The following is a 13,179-nucleotide window of genomic DNA, read 5'->3' as shown; positions in this document are numbered from 1 at the left end:
GTACCACCATTTATCAAATATGATGTATCACTAATCTTTTCCCTTGATAATCCAACACGTCTGCATCCAAATTAAACACAGATTTTAAGTTTTCTTTCGTGATAATTTCGGTAGGTGTGCCAATCATTGCGATTTCACCGTTTTTCATGGCGACAATGGTGTCAGCGTAGGCGGCCGCCATATTGATGTCATGCACCACCATTACCGTTGTCAGTGCCAGTTCATCGGTCAGTTGGCGTAGCAAGCGCATCAGCTCGCGCGCGTGGAACATATCCAGATTATTTAACGGCTCATCAAGTAGCACATGATCGGTTTTTTGACAGAACGTCATGGCAATTAAGGCGCGTTGACGTTGACCGCCGGAAAGTTCGCTAAGAAAACGATTAGCTAACGGGGCTAATTCAAAACGTTGTAAGGCATGGTGAATAATGGCGTTGTCGTCTTCCGTTGGGCGCCCTTGATGGTGTGGGTAACGGCCGAAAATCAACAAATCTTTTACCGTAATGCGACTATGAATCACGGTATCTTGGGTGAGAATCGCCAAATTTTGCGCGATGGTACGCGAAGAGGTTGTGGCGATATTCATGTCGTTCAACCAAATTTGCCCTTGCTGAATCGGATTTAAACGCGCAATTAAAGACAGCAATGTAGATTTACCGGCGCCATTCGCACCGATTAATGCCGTAATCCCGCCATTGGGAATGGTGAGATTAATGTTATTTAAAATCGTCGCTTGATTAATTTTATAGGTTATATTTTCAATTTTTATCACAAGACATTCCTTTATTTTGCCCGTCTTAACATCAGGTAGATAAAGACTAACCCACCGACAAACTCGATAACCACGCTAAGTACACCCTGCATCTTCATCACCTGTTCAAATACGGCTTGACCGCTTACTAATGTGATGGCTGACACCATAAACGTCATTGGGATGCGAATATTGTGATGCATGGTTGGGCTGATGGCATTGACGATGGCACATACCAATAAGCCTAAAAACAGAATCGGTCCCACAAGTGCGGTGGAAATTGACACTAAAAATGCGCAGCAAATGAGTAATTGGCGGCTGAACTGATGATATTCCAAGCCTAATCCGATAGCGCGTTCACGCCCTAGTAGTAGTACATCTAATTTAAAACGTTGTTGCCAAATCCACAGGGCGCTGACCAATGTAATGACAGTACCGATCCATAATAAGGTTGGGTTCACCGTGTTAAAACTGGCAAAGGAAGATCCTTGTGCAACGGCGAATTCATTAGGATCGATCATGCGCTGTAGGAGGTTATTTACACTGCGGAAAAGCACACCGAAAATAATCCCTACCAAAATCATACGGGCGAGATCGCTGTTGTTTTTGCTGAGCGTACGGAATAACAGGAGTGCGCCAAGCAACATAAGCAAAGTTTCAAAAGCAAATTTGCCGGCCACATTGAGTTGTGTAAATCCAATCCCGCCGAAGAGAAACACTAAAATGCTTTGCACCAATAAATATAAGGAATCAAAGCCTAAAATGCTGGGTGTTAGAATCGGGTTATTAGTTAAGGTTTGGAATAGCAATGTGGATATGCCAATGGTGTAGGCCATCATCAGCAATAACAACAGTTTCTTTCCACGAAACGGCAAAATAAAATCCCAGTTACCATTGGCGTGATAGGTCATAAAAAAGACGCAAGCAAACAAGAGTAGGGCACCGAGTAATAACATGACGCGATTATTTTGCATTGGCTTTCCCCTTAAATAACAAATAGAGGAAAATCAATGTGCCGACAATGCCGAAAATGGTCGAAATCGGTACTTCATAAGGTGCGTTAATGACTCGGCCTATAATGTCACAAACTAAGACCAAATTGGCGCCGAGCAACACAACCGAAGGCAGATTTTGGCGTAATCGGTCACCGGCTAAGCGGGAAATAATATTTGGTACAACCAGGCCGATAAAGGGAATTTGCCCGACGGTGACTACGACTACCGCGGTGATCATTGCCACTACAATTAACGCAAACCACGTCATTTGACGATAATTAATCCCTAAGCCAGTACTGATATTTTTCCCCAGTCCGGTAATGCTCAGACGATCGGCCATAATATAAACCACTACGGCAAGAGCGGCGGTAAGCCATAATAATTCATAACGTCCTGCCAAAATGCCGGAAAAATCGCCGGAAAACCAAATGGACAGAGTTTGTAAGCTGTCTGTTTCGTAGGCCAGAAAGGTGGTCATCGCCTCAATAATATTGCCGAACACAATCCCTACCAACGGCACCATGAGACGTTGATGTGGCGGCAATTGCTGTAACAATAAGGTAAAAATCCCCATACCGATGAGTGCGGAGACGGTGGCGACGGACATTTTGAGAAGCAAGGCGGCGCTTGGAAATAATAGGCTGGTTAATAAAATCCCCAATGCCGCGCTTTGACTGGCGCCGATCATGCCCGGCTCAATAAAGCGATTTTTTAAGACAATTTGTAATACCATGCCTGCCACGCCAAGAGTCGCCCCCACTAAAATCACGGCGAAGGTACGAGGCAATCGACTGACTAACAGGACTTGCATTTGTTCCGGCTGAGAAAAAAATTGAGACCAATGAAAATCGGCTACGCCCACGGTAATGCTTAATGCGGCGAGTAATACAAGAATTAAAAAATTAATCCGATTTAACGTGAAAATTCCAGACATGGCGTTTTTTAGGCAATAAAAAGTTCTCTTCATTATTGCCTTAGTTTGACACAATGAAGAGAACGATAAGCGTGATTATTTTTTCTCGAAAGCGGTTTTAATCGCGTTTAAGTCCGTTTTTAATTGTTCCGCACCGCCCGGCGCTAAGTAGGAAGCGCTACTGAGATAAACGACATGACCGTTTTTCCAGGCTTTAGTGCGACGAACCAATTCATTATTCAACACTTCTTTAGCGGTTTTACCTTCTTCGCCAATAGCAGAAATGCGATCTAACACAAACAACCAGTCAGGATTGGTTTTTTCAATAAACTCAAAGCTCGCCGGTTGGCCATGACCGGTACCTTTAATGCTCGGATCCGCCATTGGTACGCCAAGTTCATCATGAATAAAACTTAAACGATAACCGCTACCGAATGCGGAAATTTTGCCACCGTTGACTAAAATAATTAAACCGTTGCCTTTGTCTTTCACGGCGGCTTTAGTGTCTTTCAATAAGGTTTCCAATTCACCTTTTAGCTTATCTGCAGCCGCTTGTTTATCAAATAAACGGCCGAAACTGTCAATGCGTTGAATGCCGCTTTCCACTAATTTATTGCCGTTATCGGTTAAATCGATCGTTTTTGCAATGGCGCTGACATCATCAAATTTTTTCGCCGTGCGGGTGCCGACAATAATTAAGTCTGGTTTTAATTCATTTAAGGCCTCTAAATTGGGTTCAAAAATAGTGCCGACATTTTTGGCTTTTTCTAGTGTTGGTTTTAAATAAGGAAGTATTTTGCCGACATCCGCCGCACCATCTACTTTTACACCTAATGCTTGCAAGGTATCAAGGCTTCCCGTATCAAACACCGCTATTTTGGCTGGCGGTGCTGCTAATGTCACTTCTCCTCGTGCCGTTGGAATCGTAATTTCTTTTGCGTAAGTAGAGACAGCGATTGTGATGCAACTTAATGCTAATAATGTTTTTTTCAACATTCTAAAACCCTTTTATTTGAAATTGAAAATTATTCTCATATATTCTATCTCAATTTAGCAAAAGGTAAATGTAAATGTTGGAAAAAATCGTTATTTCTCAATGCGGAGAAGAAGATGGAAAGATAAAAGTGCGGTTAAAAAAACGGATATTTTTCTGACCGCACTTTTCCTTTCAAAGCCCCTTTAATTTCCTTACAATAACGCCAACTTTTAACCCATTTCCCCTAATGAAGGAGTTTATTATGATGAATAGAAGACGTTTTATTCAAATCGGTGCGACCAGCGTGTTGGCGCTCAGTTGCCATCGCATGGCGTTCGCGAAAAGCGATAACCAAGTCGATTTACGCATTATCGGTACCACTGATATTCACAGTTTTTTGACGGACTTTGACTATTACAAAGACGCGCCGACAGAGAAATTCGGTTTTACCCGTGCGGCAAGTTTGATTCGCCAGGCTCGCGCTGAAGTGAAAAACAGCGTGTTGGTGGATAATGGCGATTTAATTCAAGGTAACCCGATTGCTGACTATCAAGCGGCAGTGGGCTATAAAGAAGGTAAGCCAAACCCGGCGGTGGATTGCTTAAATGCCATGCATTATGAAGTAGGCACATTGGGTAACCACGAGTTTAACTATGGATTGGATTATTTAGCCGATGCCATCAAACAGGCAAATTTCCCGATTGTGAATGCCAACGTGGTGAAAGCAGGTAGCGAGGAGCCTTATTACACGCCTTATGTGATTCAGGAAAAAATGGTGGTGGACAATAAAGGCAAGTCTCATAAGCTAAAAATCGGTTATATCGGTTTTGTGCCGCCGCAAATTATGGTGTGGGATAAAGCCAATTTAACGGGCAAAGTGGAAACCCGCGACATTGTAAAAAGTGCGCAAAAATATGTGCCGGAAATGAAGAAAAAAGGCGCGGATATTATCGTGGCGTTGGCACATACCGGCCCATCCGACGAGCCGTATCATGAAGGCGCAGAAAACTCCGCGTTCTATCTTGCCGATGTGCCGCACATTGACGCGGTGATTTTCGGTCACTCCCACCGCTTGTTCCCGAATAAAGAATTTGCAAAATTACCAAATGCGGATATTGCTAAAGGCACCGTAAAAGGCGTGCCGGAAAGTATGGCGGGCTATTGGGCGAACAATATCAGTGTCGTAGATTTAGTGTTGAGCGAGCATAACGGCAAATGGATTGTGACCGACGGCAAAGCGGTATTGCGTCCAATTTATGATGCGGAAAACAAAAAGGCGTTGGCAGAAAATGACCCGGAAATGACCGCACTTTTAAAAGAAACCCATGAAGCGACCCGTAAATTCGTGGCACAGCCGATTGGTAAAGCCACCGACAATATGTATAGCTATTTGGCATTGGTGCAAGATGACCCGACCATTCAAATTGTTAACCAAGCGCAAAAAGCTTATGTGGAAAAAGTTGCCCCAAGCGTACCGGCAATGGCGGGCTTGCCAATTTTAAGTGCGGGCGCACCGTTTAAAGCGGGCGGACGTAAAAACGATCCGACAGGTTATACCGAAGTGAACAAAGGCGAGTTAACGTTCCGTAATGCAGCGGATTTGTATTTGTATCCGAATACCTTGGTGGTCGTGAAAGTCATCGGTGAGCAATTGAAAGAATGGTTGGAATGCAGCGCGGGGATGTTTAAGCAAATCGATCCCGCGAGCGACAAACCACAATCTTTATTGGATTGGGAAGGCTTCCGCACCTATAACTTCGATGTGATCGACGGTGTCAATTACGAATACGATTTAACCCAACCGCCACGTTATGACGGCGAGTGCAAGTTAATCAATCCGGATGCACACCGCGTGGTGAATTTGACTTACCAAGACAAACCAGTGGATCCGAAAGCGGAATTTTTAATCGCCACCAATAACTACCGTGCTTATGGTAATAAATTCCCAGGTACTGGCGACAAGCACATTGTTTACGCGTCACCGGATGAAAACCGTCAAGTGTTGGCAGATTACATCAAAGCTACCAGTGAAAAAGACGGCGCAGTGAACCCACGTGCCGACAAGAACTGGCGCTTCGTGCCTATCAAAGGCAACGATAAGTTAGATGTCCGCTTTGAAACTTCACCAAGCGAACAAACGGCGCAATTTATCAAAGAAAACGCGCAATACCCAATGAAACAGGTGGGTACTGATGAAGTGGGATTTGCTGTGTATCAAATTGATTTATCTGGCAAATAATTCACTCCAAAATAAAAGGCATCCGATGGATGCCTTTTTTATTGTTAAAGTGCGGTGGTTTTTTCAAACGTTTTTTGAATTGTTTTGATTTATTCAGCCGGGAACACAAACGGATTCAAACCGCTTTTCATAAAGCCTTTTTTCTCCATTTCCATATCCAAAAAGATAGACGCCAAATCATCGGCAATCACTTCCATTTTCGGATCTTTTTCTTGGTATAAGGCTTTAAGGTAACTGTGGCAGCTTCCGCAACTTTCGCTGCGAACTGCCGCTAAATGATCATCAAGGGACCAATAATCTAAATCGCTGCTTTCTCCACAGTTTGTGCATTGTGTGCGCACCATATTCCATTCGCTTTCACATAAAGAACAGTGCATGTAGCGCAAGCCTTGATTTGTACCTAAATGAATCATGCTGGCCGTTGGAGAGGCGCTACAAACCGGGCAAAGATGTAAATCTTCGGTACTTTCTTGTTTGGCGTTGTGCGGAATTTGTTGCACTAATTGGAACCAATATAAGGATAATGCCGCCCACACAAACACCGCTTTATCGCTGGAAATAGTGGCAAATTCTTGTGCCAAGACTTTATCGGCAAGGTCTTCTAATTCACTGTCTGCGGCTTTTTCTAACCATTCGATGGTGGTGAGAATTTGGTCGTTGGCAGAAGGTTTTAATTTCTCTAAAAGTGCGGTCAATAATTTTCGCCAAATTGGGTCACGCTGCCAGTTTTTCACATCTAGTGGCTTATTTGCTAATTGCTCACCGGAAAGTGCTTGTAGTCGAGGATCTTGTGGAATCGGCATGGTTTCAAGCAATGCTAACTGCGCATCGGCAATCGCGGCGGCAAACAACAGATAATCAGCGAGTGGATGATCCTGCGCTAATTCTCTTAAACGTGCGGCACGGCGTTGATATAAGTTTTTCGGGTTGGAAAACAACAGTGGCGGCGCAGTATAAGAGGCTGCCGCTTGTTTAATTTCATTTTCAGGTAGAATTCGGATACTCATAATTTTAGGGCTTATTGTTAATAGAAAGTGAAAATTCATGCCTATTATAGGCGCATAAATTTACTGTTCAATGACCGAAACGGGTAATTTTTATTTATTTGACAGCCATTGTTTAATGCGATTTACCCCTTCTTGCAAATGCTCGATGTTGCGTGTGTAAGCAAAGCGCAAATAATGCTTCGTACCATTTTGCCCAAAATCAATGCCCGGCGTGGTGGCGACCTGAATTTCATGGAGCATTTGTTTGGCAAATTCATAGCTGTCATTAGTGTATTTGGATACATCCGCCCACAAATAAAAAGCGCCTTGCGGTTTAAATTCAATGGTAAAAATGTCTTTTAAGGCGTTATATAAAAAATCGCGACGCGCTTGGAATTGCTGTTTCACCTGCGCTAAATGCACGTCATCGAAGGCCTCTAATGCGGCATGTTGGCTTAATGTTGGTGCAGAAATAAAGATATTTTGCGCAATGATTTCCGCTTCACGCACTTTATCCTCCGGCACGATAATCCAACCTAGACGTAAGCCCGGCATACAGAAATATTTAGAAAAACCGTTGATGACATACGCTTTGTCGTTAAATTGCAAGGCGGTTGCAGCAGTTTCGTCATACACTAAACCGTGATACAACTCATCGGAAATAAAGGCAATGTCGTGCTCACGACAATAGTCGTTAAGCGCTTTCAAGCGTTCGGTGGTGTAAATATTGCCTGTTGGGTTTGCCGGCGAGGAAATTTGTAACGCTTTAATTTGATGGCGTTTTAATTGTTCCACGCTTAATTGATAACAATCTTGTTTATCCACCGGCATGAATTCCGGTTGAATATCCATCATATAAGCAAAATTTTTATAGCAAGGGTAAGAAGGATCCGTTAAACCTAATTTGTCGCCGTTATTTAAGGTAAGGGCATAAGCCACTAGGAATGCACCGCTGGTGCCGGGCGTAAGCAAAATACGATTTGGGTTAATTTTCACCTGATAAGTGCGGTCATAATACGCCGCAATTTTTTCTCGTAACGCCAGAAGCCCAAGGCTTTCTGTGTAACTAAATTGATTGTGCTGCACGGCATCTTGCAACGCGGCTTTGACCTTATCGGAAGGCGGTAAATCCGGCTGACCGATTTCAAAATGAATGGCGTTCGGGTATTTCGCTGCTTCTCGTACAATATCCATCACAATAAAAGCGGACATGTTGTCGTAACGCATAATGTTTCCTTTTTTCTCTTTTTTTAGAAAATTTTAAGCTTCTTAATCTTTTCTTAATTTTTACTTGATTTAATCGCTCTCAACAAAGCAAGGGGGCTTTGTGATAATGAACTTTATGAAGGAGATTTCAAATGAAGAAACGTAGTTTAGCAACAATTTTCGTATTAGCAACCGTTGCCGCAAGCGGCGCTTTTGCCAAAGGTGGTTTTCAAGATCTGCACGCACAACAGGCACAATATCACCACAAAGGTGAAGTCAAGCACGGTGGCTTTGTTAACAGCAATCAAACCGTCAGCAAAGCAGCAGATGCAAATACCTGGAAAGACGATCAATACATCATTTTGCAAGGTAACATTGTTAAACAAGTGGGCAAAGATGACTTTATTTTCAAAGATGCCAGCGGCGAAATCCAAGTGGAAATCGACCGTAAAGCATGGCGCGGTCAGGATATTTCCCCAAGCGATGAAGTGAAACTTTACGGCGAAGTAGATAAATCTTGGGATAAAATGGAAGTCGATATTGATCGTGTCGAAAAAATTGTAAAATAATCCGACTAAAAACAGAAAGTGGTGATGAGCCACTTTTTGTTTGTTTTTATTATGGCGATTTCTCAAGTGAAAAGTGCGGTGATTTTTTTATGCGAATTTTATTGATCGAAGACGATGCGCTTATTGGCAACGGGATTCAAATCGGTTTGACCAAATCGGGCTTTGCGGTGGATTGGTTTACTGACGGTAAAAGCGGATTGGCGGCAGCGCAAGGTGCGCCTTATGATGCGGTGGTGTTAGATTTAACGTTGCCGAAAATGGATGGCTTAGATGTGTTGCAGGCATGGCGTAAAAACGGGCAGGATGTGCCGGTGTTGATTTTAACGGCGCGAGATACCTTAGATGAGCGTATTACGGGCTTACAACGCGGCGCAGACGATTATTTATGCAAGCCGTTTGCGCTGGCGGAAGTGGTGGCACGATTGCAAGCGTTGATTCGTCGTCGTTATGGACACGCCAGCCCGATTATTCAGCATAGCTGTGTCAAATTCGATCCGAATCAACGTAAAGTATTGTTGAATGAACAAGAAATTGCATTAACCACGCGGGAATACAAACTGCTTGAGCTGTTTATGCTGAATAAAGAACGCGTTCTCACCCGTGATTTTATTGAAGAAAAACTTTATAACTGGGATGACGAAGTCAACAGCAACGCCTTGGAAGTGCATATTTATAATTTGCGCCAAAAACTCGGTAAACAATTTATTCGCACCGTGCATGGCGTGGGCTATGCCTTAGGAAAAAATGATGAAGAAGCTTAATTGGCACAAGCGTAGCCTCCGTTTTCGATTAATTGCCACTTTGTCCTTGGTGTCTGTTTTAGTGTGGTTGATCTCCACGGCGGTAGCGTGGTTTCAAGTCCGTAAAGAAGTGAATCAAGTTTTTGATGCACAACAAATTCTCTTTGCCGAACGGCTTGCTTCTTCTGATTTACGTCATCTTTTAATCGATCGCCATAACCCACAACCACGCCGTCCTTTTAAAAAACATCGTTTTGACGATGATGCATTGGCGTTTGCAATTTTTACCACCGACGGCACTATTGTGCTCAGTGACGGCGAAAATGGCGACAACTTTATTTATGCGCCTCAAAAAGGCTTTTCACTTAGTAAAATTCGTGAGGACGATGATGACTGGCGTATTTTCTGGTTACCTGTTGCCGGTGGTCGTTTAATGGTCGCCGTGGGGCAGGAACAGGAATATCGCGATGAACTGATCAATAAAATGGTATTCGGGCAAATGTGGATTTGGTTTGCCGGTTTGCCGTTTTTATTGGCTGCACTGGGATTGATTATTCGCCGAGAATTACGCAGTCTAAAAGAAGTGGGCGAACAAGTGGCGAAGCGCCCGCCGGACGACACATCTTTGTTGCCGACCGACAATCTGCCGACCGAAATTTTGCCGTTAATTCAAAATTTAAATCAATTTTTTGACCGCACTTCTGCCACCTTATTGCGTGAACGTCGTTTTACGTCAGATGCGGCTCATGAATTGCGCAGCCCGCTTGCCGCTTTGCGTATTCAAACGGAAGTGGCACAACTTGCCGGTGATGACGCTCACTTGCGTGAACAGGCATTGGAAAATCTGACCAAAGGTATCGATCGCGCAACCCAACTGATCGAGCAATTATTAACTCTTTCCCGTTTAGATAATTTGAAAGAACTGGAGAATTCACAGGAAATTCATTGGGAACAGTTAATTCCGTCGCTGATGGGGGAATTGTATTTTCATGCGGAAAAACACCAAATCACGCTGGAGTTTGAGCCAATCGCCGCGCCTCCGGTAAAAATGGGGCAGCCGTTGTTGTTGGCGCTTATGCTGCGTAATCTGATAGACAACGCCATTCGTTATTGCCCGGCGGGCAGTCAGGTCAAAGTGCGGTTGGAAAAAAATAAAATTTTGGTGGAAGACAACGGTGGCGGTGTCGATGAGGCGGATCTAGCCAAACTCGGACAACGTTTCTATCGCCCCGCCGGTCAAAATGAAAAAGGCAGTGGCTTGGGCTTATCCATTGTTCGCCGCATTGCTGAATTGCATCACTACCAACTCAACCTTTCTAACCGTAAAAATGTTGCCGGTGAACGCATCGGGTTATGTGCAGAGATTTTGTTGTAAGTCGATAAAAAGGCGGGGCTAAAAGTGCGGTGAATCTTCACCGCACTTTTTTGTTTAATGCTATTGAATAGGTTTTATGAAAACAAAAAAGCAAGCCCGAAGGCTTGCTTTTTTCCGCTGTAAAGTGCGGTCGGAAAAGAGAGCGTTTTACGCTTTTTTGTATAATTGCGGTAACGCAGAATCTTTGTTTGTCGCCAGTAAACCGGTGCGGGAATAGATACCGAGTTTGTCGCGGGTGTCGGTGATATCAAGGTTACGCATGGTTAATTGACCAATACGATCGACCGGATCAAACGGTGCATTTTCCACTTTTTCCATACTCAAACGTTCCGGATGGTAGGTTAAGTTCGGGGATTCCGTGTTGAGTAAGGAATAGTCATTACCACGACGTAGCTCTAACGTCACTTCACCGGTGACCGCGCGGGCCACCCAACGTTGAGCGGTTTCACGCAACATTAAGGCTTGCGGATCGAACCAACGACCTTGGTATAACAAGCGACCTAAACGGATACCGTTGATACGGTATTGTTCAATGGTGTCTTCGTTGTGGATGCCTGTCACTAAACGTTCGTAAGCAATGTGTAAGAGTGCCATTCCCGGGGCTTCGTAGATGCCGCGAGATTTCGCTTCGATGATACGGTTTTCGATTTGGTCGGACATACCTAAACCATGGCGACCACCAATGCGGTTGGCTTCAAGGAACAATTCTACGATGTTGTCGAAGGTTTTGCCGTTTAATGCCACCGGGATGCCTTCTTCAAAACGCACCGTCACTTCTTCCGCTTTGATTTGTACGTCTTCACGCCAGAACGGTACGCCCATGATTGGGTTGACGATACGAATACCGGAATTTAAGAATTCCAAGTCTTTTGCCTCGTGAGTCGCGCCAAGCATATTGGAGTCGGTGGAATAGGCTTTTTCGACAGACATTTTGTAATCAAAGCCGTTTTCAATTAAGAAGTTAGACATCTCAAAACGGCCACCCAATTCATCGATGAATTTTTGATCCAACCAAGGTTTATAAATTTTTAAATTTGGGTTGGTCATTAAGCCGTAACGATAGAAACGTTCGATGTCGTTGCCTTTGTAAGTACTGCCATCGCCCCAAATGTTTACGTCATCTTCTTTCATGGCAGAGACCAACATGGTGCCGGTCACCGCACGGCCTAATGGAGTAGTGTTGAAATAAGTCAAACCACCTGTCGTCACGTGAAACGCACCGCATTGGATCGCCGCAATGCCTTCTTGGGCTAATTGCGTGCGGCAGTCGATTAAGCGCGCCATTTCTGCGCCATATTCTTTGGCTTTGCGTGGAATAGCCTCGTAATCCTCTTCATCCGGTTGGCCAAGGTTCGCGGTATAAGCGCAAGGAATGGCGCCGTGTTGACGCATCCAAAGCAGTGCCGCGCTGGTGTCTAAGCCGCCGGAAAAGGCGATACCGACTTTTTCACCTTTGGGTAAGTGTTGCAAAATGGTATTTGACATATTTTCTTTCCTTATCTGTGTTTGTTTGAGTGAATGGGTTTGATAAAAGTGCGTGGTAAAAACATTTCGAAAAACAACCGCACTTTTATTCTTCTGTTGTCAGCATTAAATTCGGATCCGGATATTGGTAAACAAATTCTAATTCATGACAAATTTTTTCCGCCATGATAATGCGCTGGGGATCTTGTTCTGAGTTAATAAAGTGCGGTGGTTTTAGCCCGTATTTTTCTGCCGAATACTGATAATAGGCTTCCCGTGTTGGGTGCATTGGCGCGGCCAAATGATATAAACGATAGCCGCCCGGGGTTTCTAACAATAATTGAATGGCGCGTGCGCAATCGTCTAAATGGACTAAATTCACGGGAGAATGACCGCACTTGAGTGCTTGTTTTCCTGCAAGAGAATAAACGGGATGGCGATCGTTGCCGACTAAACCGGCAAAACGAATAATATCGCAATCAATGTCTTGCATTTTTGCCAAGCCGTTTTCAATTTCAACTAAGGCGCGCCCTATGTCACTGTCCGGCTGTGGCGTGACGGATTCATCAAAATGGGCGGAAATATCAGGAAAAACGGAGACGGAACTAATAAAAATAATGTGGCTTACGCCTTGTAATAAGGCTTCGTTAACCAGATTTTGCACGCCTTCGACATATTGATTGAGATCGAAAAAATATTGGCTTGGTGGAATATTAATGATCAGCGAATCCACATCCAGCAAGGCACTGACATCATCAGGATCCGCATTAATTTCAGGGGTAAGTTCCAAATGATAGGCTTCCAAACGCATTAAACGCATTTGTTCTACACCGTCGTGCGTGCGTTTTGTGCCTTTCACTTCCCAGCCTAGATTTTTTAAATGTCGTGCCAGTGGCAAACCTAGCCAACCTAACCCGACAATGGCGACCGACCTCATATTACTCCTATCCGGTTACAAAAAATTC

At 44.1% G+C, this 13,179-nt stretch carries 12 protein-coding genes; 4 read left to right on the top strand and 8 right to left on the bottom strand.

The features are described 5' to 3' along the window. Positions 1-13: 13 nt before the first annotated feature. From J5A60_RS06035 to J5A60_RS06020, 4 genes are all read right to left on the bottom strand, one after another. Positions 14-772 (bottom strand): ABC transporter ATP-binding protein, encoded by a 759-nt coding sequence (locus J5A60_RS06035; protein WP_212509779.1) that lies wholly within the window; start codon positions 770-772, stop codon positions 14-16. Between the two features lie 11 nt (positions 773-783). Then, on the bottom strand, positions 784-1,725 hold the full coding sequence (locus J5A60_RS06030) for an iron chelate uptake ABC transporter family permease subunit (protein WP_212509778.1): 942 nt from the start codon (positions 1,723-1,725) through the stop codon (positions 784-786). Next, positions 1,715-2,680 (bottom strand): ABC transporter permease, encoded by a 966-nt coding sequence (locus J5A60_RS06025; RefSeq protein WP_109058657.1) that lies wholly within the window; start codon positions 2,678-2,680, stop codon positions 1,715-1,717. Before J5A60_RS06025 ends, J5A60_RS06030 begins: the two co-directional genes overlap by 11 nt. Before the next feature lie 75 nt (positions 2,681-2,755). Continuing rightward, the gene (locus J5A60_RS06020; protein ID WP_212509777.1) at positions 2,756-3,655 is read right to left on the bottom strand and encodes a siderophore ABC transporter substrate-binding protein; all 900 of its coding nucleotides are present in this window, start codon (positions 3,653-3,655) and stop codon (positions 2,756-2,758) included. A 242-nt stretch (positions 3,656-3,897) separates the two neighbouring features. Here J5A60_RS06020 and cpdB point away from each other — a divergent pair, with 242 nt between their 5' ends. Next, a complete protein-coding gene (gene cpdB, locus J5A60_RS06015) occupies positions 3,898-5,874 on the top strand; it encodes a 2',3'-cyclic-nucleotide 2'-phosphodiesterase (RefSeq protein ID WP_212509776.1) in 1,977 nt (658 codons plus the stop codon). A gap of 89 nt (positions 5,875-5,963) precedes the next feature. Here cpdB and fdhE read toward each other — a convergent pair whose 3' ends face one another. Further along, complete coding sequence (gene fdhE / locus J5A60_RS06010) at positions 5,964-6,881, bottom strand: formate dehydrogenase accessory protein FdhE (RefSeq protein WP_109104175.1); 918 nt, start codon at positions 6,879-6,881, stop codon at positions 5,964-5,966. Between the two features lie 90 nt (positions 6,882-6,971). Continuing rightward, positions 6,972-8,087 (bottom strand): pyridoxal phosphate-dependent aminotransferase, encoded by a 1,116-nt coding sequence (locus J5A60_RS06005; RefSeq protein ID WP_212509775.1) that lies wholly within the window; start codon positions 8,085-8,087, stop codon positions 6,972-6,974. Between the two features lie 131 nt (positions 8,088-8,218). Here J5A60_RS06005 and J5A60_RS06000 point away from each other — a divergent pair, with 131 nt between their 5' ends. From J5A60_RS06000 to qseC, 3 genes are all read left to right on the top strand, one after another. Beyond that, entirely contained in the window at positions 8,219-8,635 is a 417-nt protein-coding gene (locus J5A60_RS06000) for a YgiW/YdeI family stress tolerance OB fold protein (RefSeq protein ID WP_212509774.1), read from the top strand. A gap of 89 nt (positions 8,636-8,724) precedes the next feature. After that, positions 8,725-9,396: a response regulator gene (locus J5A60_RS05995; RefSeq protein WP_212509773.1), complete on the top strand. Its 672-nt coding sequence runs from the start codon at positions 8,725-8,727 to the stop codon at positions 9,394-9,396. Then, complete coding sequence (gene qseC, locus J5A60_RS05990; protein WP_371817623.1) at positions 9,383-10,750, top strand: quorum sensing histidine kinase QseC; 1,368 nt, start codon at positions 9,383-9,385, stop codon at positions 10,748-10,750. Before J5A60_RS05995 ends, qseC begins: the two co-directional genes overlap by 14 nt. 147 nt (positions 10,751-10,897) lie before the next feature. On the opposite strand, the gene argG is transcribed toward qseC, so the two are convergent. After that, positions 10,898-12,235, bottom strand: a complete 1,338-nt coding sequence (gene argG, locus J5A60_RS05985; RefSeq protein ID WP_006718777.1) for an argininosuccinate synthase — start codon at positions 12,233-12,235, stop codon at positions 10,898-10,900. 85 nt (positions 12,236-12,320) lie between these two features. Continuing rightward, on the bottom strand, positions 12,321-13,151 hold the full coding sequence (locus J5A60_RS05980) for an SDR family oxidoreductase (RefSeq protein ID WP_212509771.1): 831 nt from the start codon (positions 13,149-13,151) through the stop codon (positions 12,321-12,323). Positions 13,152-13,179: the final 28 nt, after the last annotated feature.

Origin of the sequence: Aggregatibacter sp. oral taxon 513, assembly GCF_018128305.1 — a bacterium.
GTDB lineage: Bacteria > Pseudomonadota > Gammaproteobacteria > Enterobacterales > Pasteurellaceae > Aggregatibacter > Aggregatibacter segnis_A.
Note: the sequence above shows the minus strand (reverse complement) of the source record. Positions and strands in the feature narration are given on the sequence as shown.

Bases quoted from the DNA above. Each gene is read 5' to 3' on its own strand.
- J5A60_RS06030 (WP_212509778.1), bottom strand. From the start codon at position 1,725: ATGCAAAATAATCGCGTCATGTTATTACTCGGTGCCCTACTCTTGTTT.
- J5A60_RS06025 (WP_109058657.1), bottom strand. From the start codon at position 2,680: ATGTCTGGAATTTTCACGTTAAATCGGATTAATTTTTTAATTCTTGTA.
- J5A60_RS06020 (WP_212509777.1), bottom strand. From the start codon at position 3,655: ATGTTGAAAAAAACATTATTAGCATTAAGTTGCATCACAATCGCTGTC.
- cpdB (WP_212509776.1), top strand. From the start codon at position 3,898: ATGATGAATAGAAGACGTTTTATTCAAATCGGTGCGACCAGCGTGTTG.
- fdhE (WP_109104175.1), bottom strand. From the start codon at position 6,881: ATGAGTATCCGAATTCTACCTGAAAATGAAATTAAACAAGCGGCAGCC.
- J5A60_RS06005 (WP_212509775.1), bottom strand. From the start codon at position 8,087: ATGCGTTACGACAACATGTCCGCTTTTATTGTGATGGATATTGTACGA.
- J5A60_RS06000 (WP_212509774.1), top strand. From the start codon at position 8,219: ATGAAGAAACGTAGTTTAGCAACAATTTTCGTATTAGCAACCGTTGCC.
- J5A60_RS05995 (WP_212509773.1), top strand. From the start codon at position 8,725: ATGCGAATTTTATTGATCGAAGACGATGCGCTTATTGGCAACGGGATT.
- qseC (WP_371817623.1), top strand. From the start codon at position 9,383: ATGAAGAAGCTTAATTGGCACAAGCGTAGCCTCCGTTTTCGATTAATT.
- argG (WP_006718777.1), bottom strand. From the start codon at position 12,235: ATGTCAAATACCATTTTGCAACACTTACCCAAAGGTGAAAAAGTCGGT.
- J5A60_RS05980 (WP_212509771.1), bottom strand. From the start codon at position 13,151: ATGAGGTCGGTCGCCATTGTCGGGTTAGGTTGGCTAGGTTTGCCACTG.